Raw genomic sequence first — 16,064 nt, forward strand, 5'->3', positions numbered from 1 at the left:
GTAATTACCCACCCCCTGACTTCTGCGGCGGAGTGGTCAGGCCGTGACGGTCGTCAGGATCGTGCCGAACACGCTGGTGCCGGGCACGAGGCGGGCGGTGTCGACGACGGTGCGCACGTCCGCCTCGCCTTGGGCGGCCCACATCGCGCGATAGCCGTTGGTGACCTTGCGCTGGATCACGGCGGGACGGAGATCGCGCTCGCAGGCGTTGTTCGTTGCTCCGACTTGGCCAGGCCAGTCCACGAAGGTCAGAAGCTGGTCGCGCGCTCGTCGCAGCTTCGCTTGCAACGCCCGCGTCAGCTCGCAGCCGCTGGGGGCTGCGAGGATCGGGTCCAGCCTGCGCTCGAGTGCCCGCCGCTTGGCGGCCAGGGTGGAGGCGGCCAAGCCTGCGGCGGCGTCGGCCAGAGCAAAGGCTGAGCCCAGCCAGAGCTTGAGCCGGAACGGCACGGGGTCGTCGCTGGCCTCCACTGCATACGCCACGTCGCGCGCCAAGTGCGCCAGGCAGGTCTGCTGGGCCAAGCCGTGGCCCTGTTGCGCCGAGTAGCGGTCTGAAAGCCAGACCGCGGGGCGGTGCCCGTCCATCATGGCGCGCACGACGGAGGCGGCGCGCGTCGGCGCGGCCTGGTGCACCACGGCATCCTGGCAGCGGAATACCCAGTGGTAGCCGCTGCAGCCCTCGATCCGCACACCGGTCTCGTCGGACGCGACCACCTGGGCACGGCGCAGAGCCACGACAGCCGCCTCTCGCCCGGGCTGGAACCGGCCTTGGGCGCGGCGCAGCAGGTTCATCAGCCCACCTTGGCTGAGGCGCAGCCCAAACAGATCGGCCAGCGCGGCCTGCAGCCGCTCGTAGGAGAGCGCCTGGTAGGTCTTGAGGTAGGTGGCCACAGCATGCAGGCGCGGGCCGAAGGGCGTGCCGCTGACCGGCACTGGCGCCACCGCCCGCGTGCCGCATCCGGGGCAGCGCACCGCCAGGCGGTGGTGGTGCACCACCCGCGGCCGGACCGCGGGCAGCTCGATGTGCTCCCAGACCCCGGCTGCTTCGGTCGGTAAACCGGGCGCGAGCTCCATTCGGCAGCACGGGCAGACCTCAGGGCGGTGGGCGACCCTCTCGGACACATCGTCGCTCAAGGGACGGCTGCGACCCTCGTGGCCCGGCTTGGCGCCTCCAGGCTTGGCGCGCTCGCGCCGCTCCTTTCGATCCGTGGACGGCGGCTTAGAGGATGTGCGCGAGGTCTTCTCCGGCCGCTGCAGCCGCAACACCAGCTCGATCAGCTCCGCCTTGCTCAGGTGCTCAAGCTCGTCTCGCTGCATGCCAAGATCGAATCAGCCAACCCGCTCCCGCGCAAGGGGGGGTGGGTAATTACCCAGTATCTGTCCCACATGACCGACCACCGCTCGGTCACAAAGATCGTGGAGGCCGGGATCGGGGTGAACCGCACTACCGTCTGGCGTTGGCGCCATCGCTTCCTCAAGGCTGCCGCACAGGACAACGCGACGACCCTCTCCGGGGTGATCGAGGCCGACGAGACATTCTTCGTCCGCTCCTGCAAGGGGCACCGAGGATGGGTGAAAGGCAGACCGCCCGAGCCACGCGCCGCGCGCCCGCGTGCGTGGGGCGCCACCAAGCGGGACCTGTCGGGCGAGCAGGTGCCGGTGCTGACCGCTCTGGACAATGCGGGTGGGGTCTACGAAGCCACTCTGCCATCGCTGGCAGCGATCGAGGCGGCGCTGGACGGCCGGTCGCCGCCGGGTCGGTGGTCTGCTCTGATGGCACGACGGCCTATGTGAAAGCGGCGGTAAAGGCGGGCGCCGAGCATCGCCGGGTCGTGGTGCCGACCATCACGCCTGGGGCGGCGAAGGCCGCTCCGGTGCCAACCAAGCGGCGGCAAAAGGGTCGCCTTGGGCTTTGGCGGGTGAACGCGCACCATGGCCAGATTAGAGCTGGTGAACGGGCGGTGCCGCGGCGTGACGACCCGGTATCTCGGCAACTACCTCGGTTGGCACCGAGCGATGCTGCGCACGGGCTTCACCGGAAAGGCACTACTGGATCGGGCGCTGGCGTAGTCCGATCTGCCATCCGCCGTGGCCACCCCACACCCAAGTCGAACTGCGCCTTGGTGAATGGCGTGCTAAGCTGCCAGCTGCGCCATCGTCAGCTGACCTCGAAGCGCCTCCAGCGCCACCTCCGCCTTAAAATCTGCCGAATACCACGCTCGCTTGCCCGTCATCCGGGCCCGTCCTTCTCACAGGCGCACCGAGCTTAACCACCTGTCCGAGATCCAGGGACCACCTCACACGAGCCCGAACCCGTCCGCCGGGGACCGCTTATGGAACCCTGCGAGGCACCGTGACTGAACTCGTCTTCGAAGCCTCTCCGCCAGGAGACGTTGAGCAGATAATCCACCCGCTAGCCGCAGCATTGATCGTGAACTGCCCCCGCCCGGCGCACCGCCCCGGCGTAGCTGAGACCGATCGAGGAGGCGCGAAAGAGGTGGCATCTGCAACGAGCGGAGCAGCCATAGCAGTGGACACCCTGCGTCGGGCGGGACCATCATTTAATGAGACCTGTGCGCGGGTCGCTGGAGGCGCAGCATACGGTAGCTAGAAGCTTGCCGCGACCGCCACCTAATGTGGCTCAGCGGACCCGCGCCCAGGTCTCATAAGAAGTGCGCCGAGATCATCGCCCGTCATCCCCGGCAAGTTTGGGGCGACCTCAGCTACTTCACCGAGGTGCTCGCCAACGGTACGTCGCACACGGGCGCGGTTGAGGCACTCCGAAGCCTTGCCTCGCACCCCGCAGCGCCGAATTTGCTCTACGGCTCCGACTGGATCATGGTCGGTCAGGAAGACGGTGCCGATAGCTACGCCACGCGCGCAGTGTCGGCAGTAGCGGAAGCGGGCTTACCGGTTGAGGATTTCGCGTGGCGCGCTGCCGCGCGTTTCCTGGGATTAGATCGCCCCGGAAAGCCCCGCGACCGCCTTCTCGCCTTCCATGTCGGCGATCCGGAGGCGCTAGCCGCCCTGCGCCTGTTCATGCCCGGGCTACCGCATACGACTTGAGCTAAGGGTCAGACCGCAGCAGGTCACTCGGCACCACGAGGCGGTTCTGCAATTCAAATGTCGAGTTTCTCAGATTGAGACCCTCGGGCAGTTCAAGGGCCAATGTAACCACATGATCGCGTACCTTGACTCGATCCTCACGGACTCGAACAATCGAGAGTCTATATGAATTGGCGCGGATCTGATCGAGGCGCAAAGTGAAGTGCGTAGCGTCTGTCCCGCCGCTCGACCTGACGTCGATCAGCACCTGGGTGCTTTCCATCTTCAGCCCGTACAGGACCGGCAGGTTTCCTTGCATTTGAACTTCTTTGGAGCTAGTTGGCTCGATACTCAGTAAAAAAAAGCAAATTACTAAGAATAATAAAATCTTAGCACGGAACAAATTTCGACATCGCTTAGAATTGGTCCGTGGAACAAGTTCCGGGAGTGCGGTTGAACCGGCTTTTTGTACATACCTTTCACGGCCAGCTTGGCAAGTATCCCAATGAGGCTCCGTGCAGGGATTCTGCAGCGAGCGCACCATGATGGAACTCCTTCCTACCAGTCGCTTGTACTTATGTGACAGCGCGGCCCGACACCCGGAAGTGGCGTGCCGCGTCTGCCGAACGTGCTAGACGGTCTATTTGGCTCCTATCGCACCGATCGTGGACGCAATCCAAGGGGCCGCAACCGTCACCCGACCATAAACGCCGTACTTGAGTCGGCGTCCACATCCATGTCCAAAACTTACAACACCGACCAAGGTTGGTGTCCCCTGGGTCGTGGCTGCCAACGGACCGCCGCTATCACCTTGACAAGAATCGACGCCACCTTGCTCTCTACCAGCGCACAGCATATTGGATGTTATGTCCCCGTCGTAACTCTCAGGTCGATTGCAGACTTCGTTGGGTACGACTGGCACCTCAGCGCCGAGTAGATTTAACGACCCGGGTCCGTTCTCCGCTGTGGCTCCCCATCCAGTAACCCACGCACGAGTCCCAGGCGTCACCTGCGTGTTGGCCTCCGCCAGCGCAATTGGCTTGCCCGCAGTAACAGAAGCGCTGAGGCGGAGAAGCGCGAAATCATTGTCGTTTGTATCAGGATTGTACTGTGGATGTATAACCAGCTGCGCGACTTGAAGTCTCTCGCCACCTGCCGCATACAAGCTGGTGCCAGTAACCACATTTACACGGTCCGGATCCTTGCGAACTAGTGTATTTTCAAGGCAGTGTGCTGCGGTTAGCACCCAATTTGGTGCAATTATGCTCCCGCCACAAAATTGCGAACGTTGAGGTTCCTGAAATCGGCCTAGTACTAACGCGACCTGCCATGGAAAGTCTGCGATTGCGACGGGTTCACCACCAAGGATTTTGTTGTTATTTCGAGTAATTTCCGCTTGGCGGCTCAGTTCTCTCAACACTTCAGGAGATATGCTCTGGCGTTCTGGCAGGGCTAGCTGCCTAGCAGAAGGACTCTGGCCAAACGCTGAGGGGTTGAAGCCCACTGAACTCGGTACAAGGATTGCCGCGCAGACCAATGCCTGAAAAAGTTTCATTACTCTCCTCCCCTGTTCTCCTATCGGATTCGAAGTCTAGGCGGACGACGTCAGCGGGTCGGAGTACCGCTGAACTGCTCTAGACTAACCATCCGCCACGTTCTTCGCCTCAACAAAGTTGGTGAGCGGACCTCCGGCCAGGAGGGCTTTACCCACTAGCACTCAGGCTGCCCGACGAGCGGTATCGCCAAAGTGCCCCGATGTTCCTCATGCTCGGCCGCCCCGGCCGACTGCAGCGCCCTCTATCGCTTTGACAGATCGTCCGCCTCGAGCGCGGCCCGAATCTGCGATGCGCTTACCCCGAAATTCTCTGCCGAAAGTGCTCGCCGATAAGCGTCGATATTTCCACTGTGCATAGGGCGAGCGTCGCCGCAGCAAACGTGAAGACCGACGACCTGCCAATCGCCGTGCTGGTCTTGCCGCAAGATCGGAGCGCCAGACGTGCCTTTTCCAGAGCTGCAACGGTGAAGCAGGAGTGGTGTTCCAGCTAAGCTCCGCCCTTCACACTGTGCGGCGACACGTTGAACGTCCCCCCAAGGATGCTGGACAAGCCAGACTGGGCCGCCTGCTGACGAAGGTAGATCAGATCCGACCGCCAATCGCGTCCTGTCTGCAGCATCTTTCAGCCGAATGGATTTCGGGTCCACGCGTAGCAGCGCAAAGTCCGCAGCGTCATGCACTTGAGCTCCTTCCCGAGCCTCGTCCGTCACCCTGGATTGCCCGTCTACGGTCATTACCCAAATCGGTCGAGGATCCTTGACATAGGCAATCTCTACGCAATGCACTGCGTGAGTTCCCGTATCGTCAAACGCAGTATCGATATAGTCAAACAGAATTCCGATCCGGCTGCAGGCCGTCCGCTGCCAGCCCGTAGGCCGATCGGGAGGAATCAAGCCGCGGACGCAATGCGCCGCCGTGGCCAATATTTCCGAGCTGATCAAAAATCCTGTGCACGCAAAGGTGCCGGCAGGCTCAGCAATCTGCACCATTGCAACCGCGCGAGACGCAGTGACTATGGAGCGACTAGCCGGATCCACGGCGGCCGCAAGCAGGCTTACCCGCGTTAAGCCGGACGCAAGCTGTTGGGGCGCGTCGGGCGGCGGGAGCGGCACGAGGGCGCGCGAGATTACTACGCGGCCCGAAACACCGGGATTACCACGAAGCCGAACACGGACTGCACGAGCCGCCAAGGGAACAGTACGCATCGCGTCACTGCTCTGACCACGAGTGAAGGCGATCGAATCTAGCAGCGTGCCGTTGATTGAATCGATAAAATCGAGTTCTACAGTAGCATCAATCTTCTCCGCGTATGCTTCGAGGACTACATATCTACGCGGGTTATTGGAAATCACGACGGGGGACAGATCAAATATACGATCATTGTTAACGAACCATGAGCCGTTGCGGAAGTCTAGGTGACGTAATCCGGAACCTAAATCTTCTAGGTGCCTCGCCTCGGGCGAGATGGGCATGCACGGCGCTGCCGAACATGTCCATAGATAGCAAACCAAGGCCACAAATAAGTTTTGGATCGTTTGCCTCACGGAGTACACCTCCAGGAGCACCGAGTGAAGTTGTCGAGCTGTCCCAAGCTGGCCTGAAACCCAGAGGCCGGCCCAGGCCAACCCGCGGACACTTGGCAGCGCAACGGAAGGCGGACCAGTGATGCATCGACCAGCTTGATAACTAGTGCGTCTCCGGGCTTCGCCCGTACAATGGCCTCATAGACACTCCCTTGGATGCGGCGAAGCCGCTGCACGTATCTGAATGGCAACTCGTTAAGACCGTTGCCTCCTGCTTCGGGCAGAGTAATTCCCTGCGACCGGCTATTGTCCAATACGATGCGTCCTCCGGCATTCTCGCAAAGTGTCGTAAGCGCCTGCTCTGGCGACGGAGGATCAGACGGATTGCCTTCTGCTAACTCTATGCGGTCGCGCTGGAGGTCCAAGGCGCGTGTCGCGTTGATCCGCCCAAACTTGGCGTAGTTGCTGTCGAGCCGGTCGGCCGTGAAGCGTATACGATCCGCGACAAGGTTTGCTGCCGCCTCGTCTAGACGGAGCCCGAGTTCCACAGTCTTGGCCACTATCTGAGCTGCCAAGGCGGTCACATAAGGTGCAGCAAATGAGCTTCCCCACATCATGACTTGCCCCGAACCCGCCCCGTCGGAGCCGATACCGATCCCGACTGCGCCAACATCGAAAGCTGGTCCGTACAGGACAAGTGGCTCATTCTCCGCTGATCTATCTCCGTCCACGGTGGCCGGGCAGAACTCGGAAATTGCCTCTGGGCTTTGAGTGCGTCCAGGCCACGCTTGGATCAACGTCTGAATATGCGTGCAGCGCAGGATATCCTTCCCCTCCGGGGCCAAGCCCACGACGGATATAAAGCCCGCCGTCTCCGAACGGCGCGAAAGCGATGCATAGCCGGATGGCTCATCCATGGGTGTGTCAGGCTGTGACGGATCGTTTCTCCGGCTTCGGTTCCCAGCTGCGACGGCGACAACGAAAGGCGCGAGTTGAGCCGGCTGCCCGCTTGTGGGTCTACCAGCGATCAACCACAGGAACTGCTGTACCTGCTCCAACGACGTAGGTGCGCAAGATAGATTCGCGACGCGCGGAGCGTGGAGCGGCCGTATGATACTCCTAGCGTCGGCGACATTGCTCATCAGCCAATCTAGAGACTTTACTGGGTCGGCATCTCGATCGCGGACGATACGACGCGAGTCCCACACATGGCTCCAAACCCGCGAGTTCGGCACCAACCCGTTTCTTGAATGGACCAGCATCTCGGCAATGACCGTGCCATGGTCGTTTGGTACCGCGGCGTCCCCACAAGGCCCCAAAGGGGATCTGCCATAGCGGGGAGGAAAACGATCCAGCCACGCTACTGCGTTACCTGCTACCAGTTCGTGCTGATCTTGGCGCGTTTCAGCCTCGCTTCTGTATTGCCATTTCGGCGCAGCATCTATCGGTCGCTCAAGACCTGAGCGGTTCCGGGTAACCTCACCATCCCAAACTCCTATCAGCCGCGCTCCGCTTGGGGGCTGGGCGTCAGGAAAGCGCATTGTACTGCGTAAGGCTGCTATCTGGCTGCCAACAGCATCTTGAGAGATTGGAATCTGCGCTAGGAACTGCGCTCGGTCACCAGCGTGCAACGAAGCCCGAATGGACTCGCGGCAGGACGTAAAGATGTTGCCGGTCGGTCCGTCACCCGGGCCGAGGTGGGGCCTCGCCCGACGTAGCTCGGCGTTGCCCGCGCGCACCGCTGCCTCGATCGACGAGCAACGGTCGTCTGCGTTAATTTTCTCGCTGACGGGGGCGACGGCCACGGATAGGAGTGCGGCCGGGAGAGCGACGACACCGGAGAGTTCTTCCCACCAACGTTCACCGTCGCCCACCTCAGCAGGTGCGAAAAGGTCGCTTTTCTGTGCGCGGAGCCACGCTTGGGGTTGGCGCGGATTTCTCTCAAGAATTCTTATCTGACAAACATGATCAAAGGTCTCACACCCCCGCGTAATTCGAGTCACGATAGTCGGAATCCTAATACTCTCTTTCGGGTCAGTGAAACGTCTGGTAATAATGGTAATATTTTGGGTAATGGTGACGTCTGGAATGCAAATAAAATTACGCTGATTGTTTGCTGCCGCTTTGCTCTTGTCCATGCAGGCGTCGGCTGGCGGTGGTTGCTTGGGATCTAAAGTCCATCGCCAGACAGGGCGCCCGTTGGGTTTGCTACGCTCACAGACGTGGGAATTTACCGGCTCGCACAATGCATCTGAAAGCTGCGACAAATCGAACCAACTAGGCAGACCGTACCGATCTCGAAGCAGTACGCCAGGAACTTCGCTACGCAGTACAAGTTCTGGCCGGAGTGGGACAGCTTTGTTGCGCGCTAGATGCAACAGGGCGGCAGCGAGAGGTATGGAAGCGTCGCCACCTACGACACTAAAGCCGAGATCGATGGGTTGCGGCTCCTCCTGCGTAGTTTGGGCAGCCGCCGGTATCGAAGTGCCAGCCGCGAACAGAAGCGCAACTGCAGTCACCAAAATGCGGCTCTGCTGCAAAACACGTTTCTCAAGAATATTTCCGCCAAAAAATTTTGGAAATACTCGCATTGTCCTAGGCTCCACAATTAGTGCCGTGAGGAACATTTCATAACCTTCGCCTATCTGCGCCTACCGCAGGTCATAGTTTGTGTTATCTGGCCCTATTCACGCAAATGCGAGCAAAGGGTCGGCGTGGCGCAAATCCAGCAACAGAATCAAGCTATCGAACTAAGATGTCACGGTTAAGAAGCTGTACGCAATTAAAAGCCCTGCTGCGTCTGGATTTGGGCGACAGGTCGACGCGCAATGATGGAGATCATTGCAATTTCGACGTGCTCGGCAAGGAGGTCGGCGGCGCAGTCGTACACGATGTTGAGCCGCCGGTAGCGACCGAGCCAAGCGAACAGCTACTCAATAGTCGGCCCTGAATAACCCCGTCAGGCTGCGCGGGCTGTAACTGGGAGATGGTCCGGCTGGGCGATTGCGGGGATGAGGCTGGTGAGGAGGGCGAGCAAAAAGGCTCCCAGGTAGGCGAGGATCTTGCGGATGTTGTGACCGCAGCCGCAGAGGACGGCGTAGAGGGCGTCACCGATCGTGCCCTTGAGGGCGCATCGGGCGAGGCGTCCGTGAGATTTCATGTGGCCGATCTCGGGTTCGATGGCGCTGCGTCGCCGCAGGAGCTTGCGCAGGCGTGCCGTAAGAAGCTGTACACGATTAAACTCCTTGCGGCGCCGGGGTTTGGCCGACGAGCCGGCTTGCGATGATGGAGATTATCGCAATCCAGATATGCCCGGCAAAGAGGTCTGCGGCGCGGTCGTAGACGACGTTGAGCCGCCGGTAGGGGCTGAGCCAAGCGAACATTCGCTCGACGACCCACCTGATCCCGTTCGGCAGGAAGCGACCCTCGCGCGTGCCGCCGGGCGAGGCCGAAACATGGATGTCGTGCTCGATCGCTGCCGCAGCGAAGGGCGCGCCCTTGAGGCTGCTGTCGCCGAGGAGAGCCCCCTGGCAGCCAAGCGCGGCCAGCCGCGGCAGCATCGGCATGACGCCGGTGCGCGTCAAGATAGTTGTCGCCTTGGTTTCGTAACAGCTCCCCTAACCGGTCTGCTTCGACGTGCTGAGCGCGACGATGCTGTCGCGCTCGGGGTTGAGGGTGACGGCGCCGATCGGGGTCCAGTTGCGGGTCGGCCCGCTCCAGCGGCGAGGATTGGCCTCGCGGGCCTGCTGGTACAGCGCGTGACGGGCGGCCAGGATGGGCCGGTCCTCGGTGGTATGGCGCTGGGCCGGGGTGACGTAGCGGATGCCGCTGTGACGATGGTCATGGTTGTACCAGTGCACAAAAGCGGCCGCCCACTGCCGCGCCTCGGCGAGGTCGGCAAAGCCCGCGGCGGGGAAGTCGGGGCGGTACTTGGCGGTGCGGAACAGCGCCTCGGCATAGGAGTTGTCGTCGCTGACCCGGGGCCTGGAGTGCGAGGGCGCGATGCCAAGCCAATGCAGCATGGCCAGCACGGTGGTGCCCTTCATGCTCGGGCCGTTGTCGCCGTGCAGCACCGGACGCTGCGCACGGGCATGGATGCCCTCGGCCAGCGCGGTGCGGCGGACCAGATGCGCGGCGTGCTCGGCCTGGTCGGTCTCATGCACCTCGTGGCCGACGATCTTGCGGCTGAACAGGTCGAGGATGAGGAACAGGTAGAACCAGCGGCCCTGCACCCGGGCCCGCAGGAAGGTCACATCCCAACACCAGACCTGCCCAGGAGCAGTGGCCACATGCGTGCTGGGTGGCCCTGCGGTCCGCGGTGGGCGAGCCCGGCCGCGGTGCCGCATCTGACCATGGTCACGCAGCACGCGATGGAAGCTGGCCTCGCTGGCGACATAGATGCCCTCGTCGGCCAGCACCGGGACGAGCCGGGTCGGCGGTGTGCTGGCGAAGCGCGGCTGGTTGGCCAGCTCGACGATGCGCGCCCGCTCTGCCTCGCTGAGCGCATGTGCCGGCCGTGACCGGACGGCCTCGGGCCGGCGGTCGGCCCGGACCTGGCCGTCCTCGGCACGCCAGCGCTGGACGGTGCGCTGGTCGATGCCGGCCAAGGCACAGGCCCGGGCCAGCCGGGCACCGGCGGCGCAGGCCGCCGTGATCTCAGCCATGAGGGTCTGGCGGTCCTCCAGGCGGGTCATTCGTCCTCGCCGTCGCGGAAGACCGCATCCAGTTTTTTTCGCAGCACCAGCAAGGCGGCCGTTTCGGCCAGGGCCTTGTCCTTGCGGTGCAACTCGCGCTCGAGCTCCTTGACCCGCCGCCGGTCCTGCCGCGCCTCGACGGCGCTGGCCGCTCGCGGCTCGCCGAGGCCGGCAATCGCATCATGCTTCCAGGCCTCCAGCTCAGCGGGGTAGAGGCCCTGCTCGCGGCACCAGGCACTGCGGGCAGCCTCGTCCATCGTCGCCGTGGTGATCACCGCCTCCAGCCGCGCCGCCGGCGTCCAGCGCTGGTTGTTCGTCAGCTTACCAGGTGCGGCCAGCGCCTGAGCTCGCCAGCGCTCCAGCGTGCCGACGCTGACCCCCACCTCGCGGGACACCAGATCGATCGCCGCGCTCTCCGGTGGCAGCAGCCGCGCTACGATGCGGTCCCTGAAGGCTTGTCCGTATCTCGCCATTCGCGATCATCCACGCCCCTCATTGCGTGATCCTATCCACGCGACAACTGCTCTGACACAGGGGGACGCCAGCGCGGTCGTCCGTGTTGGCCGGCTGCAGTTCGAGATCGAGCAGCGCTCCGTGCTTGTCGCAGACCGCGAACAGCTTCACGCCTTGATCAGCTTGCCACCATCGATGCCGCGCGCCCAGGCGGTCGGGGCTAACCGTAGCGAGCGGCTGTCAGCCACCACCGCCGAGGGCAGCACCTCGTCGCCGCAGGCCAGTCGCCAATCGAGCGCGAGACGTTGGTCCAGCCGGCGCCACAGGCCCAGGCGGGTCCAGCGCGCGAAGCTGCTGTGCAAGGTGGTGAAGGGAACACCCGAGAGCCAGCCGGCGATGCGCCACTGCAGGCCGCCAAAGGTGGGGGTCCAGATCAGCCCGATCAGGCGTCGCCGCAGGGTCAGGTCTGGCTTGCGGTCGCAGCAATGTACGCCGACCCGCTCGCAGTCCATGGCCTCCAGTTCCGCCTCGACCGCGAAGACGAAGACTTCGATGTCGGCCAGTGTGTTCCAGCCGTCGCCACGGCTGGGTCGAGGAACGCGGCGGTCGGAAGGCGGAGGCAGGTCGGCATTGCTGCGTAGGCTGGTGCGAGACATCGGCCCAACATGGTGAGGCTCAGCCGGCGCACTGCCCTACGTATCGGAGCAGTCCCGAAAGGGCCGGCTTATTTCGCGTTCAGACTCTTAGGCCCATCCGTGCAAGCTCGCGCCATATTGAACTAAAGCCTCTAGGTCGGGCCAATCCTCATTGGCGCGGTCATTTACGAATGTTTCATACTGGCTGAGGGTACTTTGACAGCCGGGCATTGTTACGAAATTCCAACGTCGTAGTCCGGGGCGTCTGCCGCAAGCGGCCCCCGGATCGTCGGCGGAAGGGCGGCAGACGGGCGCAATCGCATGGTTAGGCACATCCCCTCGTCACGCCTTGGGCGGTAGAGGGTTCGGCACCGTTCCTTAAGGGAGACGAAGTCGGATGAGCAGTCCCGTGAAAGCCAGCGAGGTCCCAGATTGCAGCCGCCACCCTGCCGACACGCTCGGCATGCCGGCGGAGGACATGCGACGGCTCGGCTACAAGGTCGTGGACCTCGTCGTCGAGCGCCTGATCGGGAGGGATTTGGAGCCCGCCATCCTGACGGGCACTCCCGAAGCGCTCATGTCCCGCCTTGACGGCGGACTCCCCGAGGCGCCGGTCGATCCGGACAATTCGCTCGACCTCCTGGTCCGGGTCGCGCTGGCGCACCAGCAGCACGGCGACCATCCGCGGTACTTCGCGCGGGTGCCGGGACCGTCCTCCTTCGCGGCGGTACTCGGCGAGTGGCTGGGGACCGGCTTCAACGCCATCTCGGCGTCGTGGGGCGGCGGCTCCGGGCCGTCTACCGTCGAGCTCGTCGCGCTAGAATGGCTGCGGCAGTTCATCGGCCTGCCGCCGGGGACCGAGGGGGTGCTCGTCTCCGGCGGGTCGCTGGCGAACCTGACGGCCTTCGCCGCGGCGCGGACTGCACGTGGCTCTGGCGTTGCCTACCTGACGGATCAGGCACATGCCTCGCTGCCGCGGAGCCTCCGCGGCCTGGGCTTCGCACAGGAGCAGGTCCGCACGCTCGAGAGTGACGCGAACCTGCGGATGCCCCCCGACGCGCTGCTAGCAGCGATCGCCAAGGATCGGAGGGCGGGCCGGCATCCGTTTATGGTCGTCGCGTCTGGCGGGACGACGAACGCGGGCACGATTGATCCGCTGCCGGAGATCGCTAGGATCTGCAAGGCTGAGAACCTATGGTTCCACGTGGACGGCGCGTATGGCGCGCCAGCGGCCGCCACCGCACAGGGGCGGAGATGTCTCGCCGGCATCGAGCACGCGGACAGCTTGGTCCTCGACCCGCACAAGTGGCTCTTCCAGCCCTACGACGTTGGCTGCGTGTTCGTGTCTCGGCCCGGCACCTTGGAGCGGTGCTTCGCCCTGGACGCGGAGTACCTGCGGGACGTCACGGCGGACCGCGGCCAAGTCGACTTCCGCGACCGGAGCCTCGAACTGACGCGTCGCGCGCGTGCCCTGAAGTTGTGGATGACGTTTCGGACCTACGGCTGCGAGAGGCTGCGCGCGGCGATCCGGCGCGGAATCGCGCTCGCTGAGTTCGCTGAAGCCTGCCTGCGCGGAAGCCCCGCCACCTGGGAGGTCGTTGTTCCGGCCCAGATCGGGATCGTCTGCTTCGCGCTTCGGAACGCCGGTGAAGGGGAGCACGCCAGGCGGGCGAAGGCCGTCTCGGACAGCGGTTACGCCGCGGTGTCCTCCACCATGTTGAAGAGCCGGAGCGTGCTTCGGCTGTGCACCATTAACCCGCTGACGACCGAGGACGACATCGCGGGTACAATAGACAGGCTCGCGCGACCCGCCTGATGCAGTCCCGCGCATCTCCTGGCCTGCGAGCACGCGAGGCGGCCGAGCCGCTTTATGGCGGCGGCCACGGCAAGGACCGCAATGACAAGCCCGCGGGTTGGAGGCATGCATTCAATCCGCTGCGGCATCTGACGTAAGCTGCCGCCACCCGAGCCCCGTCAGCCAACCGTGGCGACGCGCGTGAACCAGACAAGTGGGGCTCCCGCGCCGGGCCGTACACCCAGCCTGTCGATACGGCCATCGAGGTCGTAGGCGAACATGATCCGCGCGTCCGATAGCGCCGGCGGATCGTCGGCCACCAGGAACACGTCGTGGTGCAGCGGCCGGAGCGGCCGCTCCTGGCCATTCAGCACGAAGGCAAGCCGCCCGCGCGTCCGGCCGCGGGTGATCGCGATATCTCCGTAGCCTGGATGAGCGTAGCGGCCGACATACTCCTTCATGGGATGTGACGGCGGCGGTCGCCGCGGCTGACACGGTGCGTCTGGCGGAGCCGCGGGATTCCCGGCGGGCGCTCGCTCCAGTGGTGACCGGGGCGCCGCCGTTGAGGCGATCTCGTCGAACCACCGCTCCGGCGACTCACCCAGCAGCAGGTCGCGCAGCACGGCTGCGGCAATGTGAGGCACTGGGTTCTCGTCCCCCAGGTTGCTCAAAGCGACGCAGCCGATGCCGGCGTGGGGCAGGAGGGACAGCACGGCATGGAAGCCGTCGAAGCTGCCGGTGTGCGTCACGATCTTGCCGCCCAGGTGGCTCGAGACGAAAAAGCCAAGGCCGTGAGCGAGAGGCGCGGAGGCCTCGGCCAGGCCGGGCGCCTCCACGAGAATCTGCGCGCGATGCAAATCGCCGAGGACGGCGCCGCTCAGCACCCGCCTGCCCTCATGCACGCCCCCTGAGAGGTGGAAGCGGAGGAAGACGAGCATGTCGTCTAGGCAGGAGACCATGCCACCCACTGGATCTAGGCCGTCCTCCATCGAGCGCCACGGCACGCGGCGCCGCGCGCCGCGGCCGCAGCGTGCCGCGAGATGGGGCGTCGCCGCCATCCCGTCGAGCGCTGCCGGTGCGAGGTCGCGGAGAAAGCTCGTGGCCTGCAGCCCGAGCGGCCTGAGGACCTCGCGCATCACGAGCTCGGGCCAGGGGAGGCCGGCGACACGGCTGGCGGCGACGGCCGCTACAGCAAAGGCCATGTTCTGGTATTGCCAGCGGCTGCGGAATGGAGCGGTCGGCGCAATGGCGCGCAGCCGCTCCGGGATGTCACGCAGGGTTGGACCGCGGCCGTACCAGGTCAATTCGTGCTCCGGCAGGCCGGTCCGGTGCGAGAGCAGGTCACGCAGCGTCGCCTCGGCGCCGGCGATCGGGTCTTGTAGGCGAAATTCTGGCAGGTATCGCCAGACCGGCACGTCCCAGGAGAGGAGCCCCGCCTCCACCAGCCTAGCGATGGTTGTCGCCGTGAAAGGCTTAGTCAGCGAGCCGATAGCGAAGCGCGTCCGCGGCGTGACCGCGTCGTGCACCGACGCGTCGCGGCGGCCGTAGCATAGGGCGTGGACGACCCCCTCCTCGGCAACAGCGCCGACCGCGAGCCCAGGAACGCGCCAACGGCGCATGGCGCGCTTGATCAGGGTGGCGGAACGCATCTGCCAATTCGGACCTGCCATGACCCGCGCGAAGGCCTCCTCCACCCATGCCCTCGTCCCATTCGGGCCGGCGATAAGAGCGGCGGCCGCGCCGCAAGCCCCTGCGGCCACGTCAGATGGAGGGCAGGTCTAACCAAGTCCATCGGCGGCCCGTCATGCCGACATCGCGACCGCTTCGCTTACAGAGCGCTCACAATTGTATGGCTTGCCGAGCCTCCGCAAGCATAGAGTTTGCACCGGCAACCAAGCATAGAATGTGCACCGGCAACGGAGGTCGCTTCATGCATCCGTATTTCGACCTGTTGAGCCGTTCGGGCGAGTTGCAAGACAACACCGCGGGAAGGTATCGTGAGTTGTGGCGCGCCTATGCTGCCGACCTGCAGCGATTTGCGGTAGATGCGCAGGGCAAGTCGCGGGATCTGTGGCAATCCTATTTTCAGGAGACCCGCGCTGCTGGGGCGGGCGACGATACCTCCGAGCGGATCGGTGCGGCGCAGACCAACTTCCAGCGCGCCTATGCGGAGCTCGAAGAGCGCTACGTGCACGCATGCAAGGAGCGCCAGCGCAGCTTCGCGTGCGATCAGTCGTCGCTCCAGGCAGAGTATGGCCAGCGCTCGATCGAAAGCTTGATGCAGTATCTCGAGGCACTCAGAACGAGCCTAGCCCAGGGTGCCTCCAGAACGCCTACCAGTCGCGTGGATGACGGCAAGTCCTAAGC

The 16,064-nt window shown here is 64.0% G+C and carries 13 protein-coding genes and 2 pseudogenes; 5 read left to right on the forward strand and 10 right to left on the reverse strand.

The window, feature by feature from the left end; genetic code table 11:
* Positions 1–36: 36 nt before the first annotated feature.
* On the reverse strand, positions 37–1,314 hold the full coding sequence (gene tnpC / locus EP26_RS31170; RefSeq protein ID WP_043345640.1) for an IS66 family transposase: 1,278 nt from the start codon (positions 1,312–1,314) through the stop codon (positions 37–39).
* Here tnpC and EP26_RS31175 point away from each other — a divergent pair.
* The 3 genes from EP26_RS31175 to EP26_RS31180 all read left to right on the forward strand — a co-directional run bounded on the left by EP26_RS31175 (position 1,291) and on the right by EP26_RS31180 (position 3,063).
* Complete coding sequence (locus EP26_RS31175; protein ID WP_157034018.1) at positions 1,291–1,791, forward strand: hypothetical protein; 501 nt, start codon at positions 1,291–1,293, stop codon at positions 1,789–1,791. The genes tnpC and EP26_RS31175 overlap by 24 nt on opposite strands.
* A 138-nt stretch (positions 1,792–1,929) precedes the next feature.
* Entirely contained in the window at positions 1,930–2,067 is a 138-nt protein-coding gene (locus tag EP26_RS36085; protein WP_157034019.1) for a hypothetical protein, read from the forward strand.
* A gap of 564 nt (positions 2,068–2,631) precedes the next feature.
* Positions 2,632–3,063: a hypothetical protein gene (locus EP26_RS31180; RefSeq protein WP_043345646.1), complete on the forward strand. Its 432-nt coding sequence runs from the start codon at positions 2,632–2,634 to the stop codon at positions 3,061–3,063.
* Position 3,064: 1 nt separating this feature from the next.
* Here the strand turns inward: EP26_RS31180 and EP26_RS36090 are convergent, their stop codons facing one another.
* The 8 genes and pseudogenes from EP26_RS36090 to EP26_RS37175 all read right to left on the reverse strand — a co-directional run bounded on the left by EP26_RS36090 (position 3,065) and on the right by EP26_RS37175 (position 11,923).
* Positions 3,065–3,586 (reverse strand): hypothetical protein, encoded by a 522-nt coding sequence (locus EP26_RS36090; RefSeq protein ID WP_157034020.1) that lies wholly within the window; start codon positions 3,584–3,586, stop codon positions 3,065–3,067.
* 96 nt (positions 3,587–3,682) lie between these two features.
* Complete coding sequence (locus EP26_RS38990) at positions 3,683–4,597, reverse strand: serine protease (protein ID WP_084113216.1); 915 nt, start codon at positions 4,595–4,597, stop codon at positions 3,683–3,685.
* A gap of 242 nt (positions 4,598–4,839) precedes the next feature.
* Positions 4,840–6,069: a trypsin-like serine peptidase gene (locus EP26_RS38995; RefSeq protein WP_084113217.1), complete on the reverse strand. Its 1,230-nt coding sequence runs from the start codon at positions 6,067–6,069 to the stop codon at positions 4,840–4,842.
* 68 nt (positions 6,070–6,137) lie between these two features.
* Positions 6,138–8,747, reverse strand: coding sequence for a S8 family serine peptidase (locus EP26_RS39000; protein WP_157034021.1), 2,610 nt, complete (start codon positions 8,745–8,747; stop codon positions 6,138–6,140).
* A 332-nt stretch (positions 8,748–9,079) separates the two neighbouring features.
* Positions 9,080–9,331: pseudogene (locus EP26_RS31190) on the reverse strand (IS5/IS1182 family transposase); the annotation flags it as partial.
* 25 nt (positions 9,332–9,356) lie between these two features.
* Complete coding sequence (locus tag EP26_RS31195; RefSeq protein ID WP_211259664.1) at positions 9,357–9,704, reverse strand: transposase; 348 nt, start codon at positions 9,702–9,704, stop codon at positions 9,357–9,359.
* A gap of 22 nt (positions 9,705–9,726) precedes the next feature.
* Positions 9,727–11,287: pseudogene (locus EP26_RS31200) on the reverse strand (IS3 family transposase); the annotation flags it as partial.
* A 147-nt stretch (positions 11,288–11,434) separates the two neighbouring features.
* Positions 11,435–11,923 (reverse strand): hypothetical protein, encoded by a 489-nt coding sequence (locus EP26_RS37175; protein WP_211259665.1) that lies wholly within the window; start codon positions 11,921–11,923, stop codon positions 11,435–11,437.
* A gap of 376 nt (positions 11,924–12,299) precedes the next feature.
* Here EP26_RS37175 and EP26_RS31215 point away from each other — a divergent pair, with 376 nt between their 5' ends.
* Complete coding sequence (locus tag EP26_RS31215) at positions 12,300–13,718, forward strand: pyridoxal phosphate-dependent decarboxylase family protein (protein ID WP_052389923.1); 1,419 nt, start codon at positions 12,300–12,302, stop codon at positions 13,716–13,718.
* A 158-nt stretch (positions 13,719–13,876) separates the two neighbouring features.
* On the opposite strand, the gene EP26_RS31220 is transcribed toward EP26_RS31215, so the two are convergent.
* Positions 13,877–15,346, reverse strand: coding sequence for a serine hydrolase (locus EP26_RS31220; RefSeq protein ID WP_169747575.1), 1,470 nt, complete (start codon positions 15,344–15,346; stop codon positions 13,877–13,879).
* Between the two features lie 281 nt (positions 15,347–15,627).
* Between EP26_RS31220 and EP26_RS31225 the strand changes: the two genes are divergently transcribed.
* Entirely contained in the window at positions 15,628–16,062 is a 435-nt protein-coding gene (locus EP26_RS31225) for a hypothetical protein (RefSeq protein WP_043345665.1), read from the forward strand.
* Positions 16,063–16,064: the final 2 nt, after the last annotated feature.

This window comes from Belnapia moabensis DSM 16746 (assembly GCF_000745835.1).
In the GTDB taxonomy this organism is placed as follows: Bacteria; Pseudomonadota; Alphaproteobacteria; order Acetobacterales; family Acetobacteraceae; genus Belnapia; species Belnapia moabensis.